Origin of the sequence: Shewanella sp. SR44-3, from assembly GCF_014163735.1 — a bacterium.
Classification (GTDB): domain Bacteria; phylum Pseudomonadota; class Gammaproteobacteria; order Enterobacterales; family Shewanellaceae; genus Shewanella.
In genome coordinates, this window is the sequence record NZ_JACJDV010000154.1 from 1 (window position 1) to 233 (window position 233).

Annotated in this window: 1 protein-coding gene; it reads right to left on the reverse strand. The window is 57.5% G+C overall.

Annotated elements, in window-relative coordinates; translation table 11 throughout:
* A partial coding sequence (locus H5073_RS18665; protein WP_220488116.1) for a VCBS domain-containing protein occupies positions 1–233 on the reverse strand: 233 nt, incomplete at both ends.

The following is a 233-nucleotide window of genomic DNA, read 5'->3' on the forward strand; positions in this document are numbered from 1 at the left end:
CCTTCCGCCAAATACTGCACATCGGCGTTCGCGACGTTATAAGTCCAGTTGCCCGTAGCATCAATGGTCAAGCTGCCGAGCGCACCCGCACTTGGGGTGCCAGTGCCAGCCTGGAATACAGACTGCCCTGCATCGGCATCATTGATGGTCAAGGTGCCAGTGTCAGTTAAGGTTGGGTTGTTGGCGTCTTCAGTGACCGCGCCCAGATCATCGCCCGCAATCTCAGGGATGTC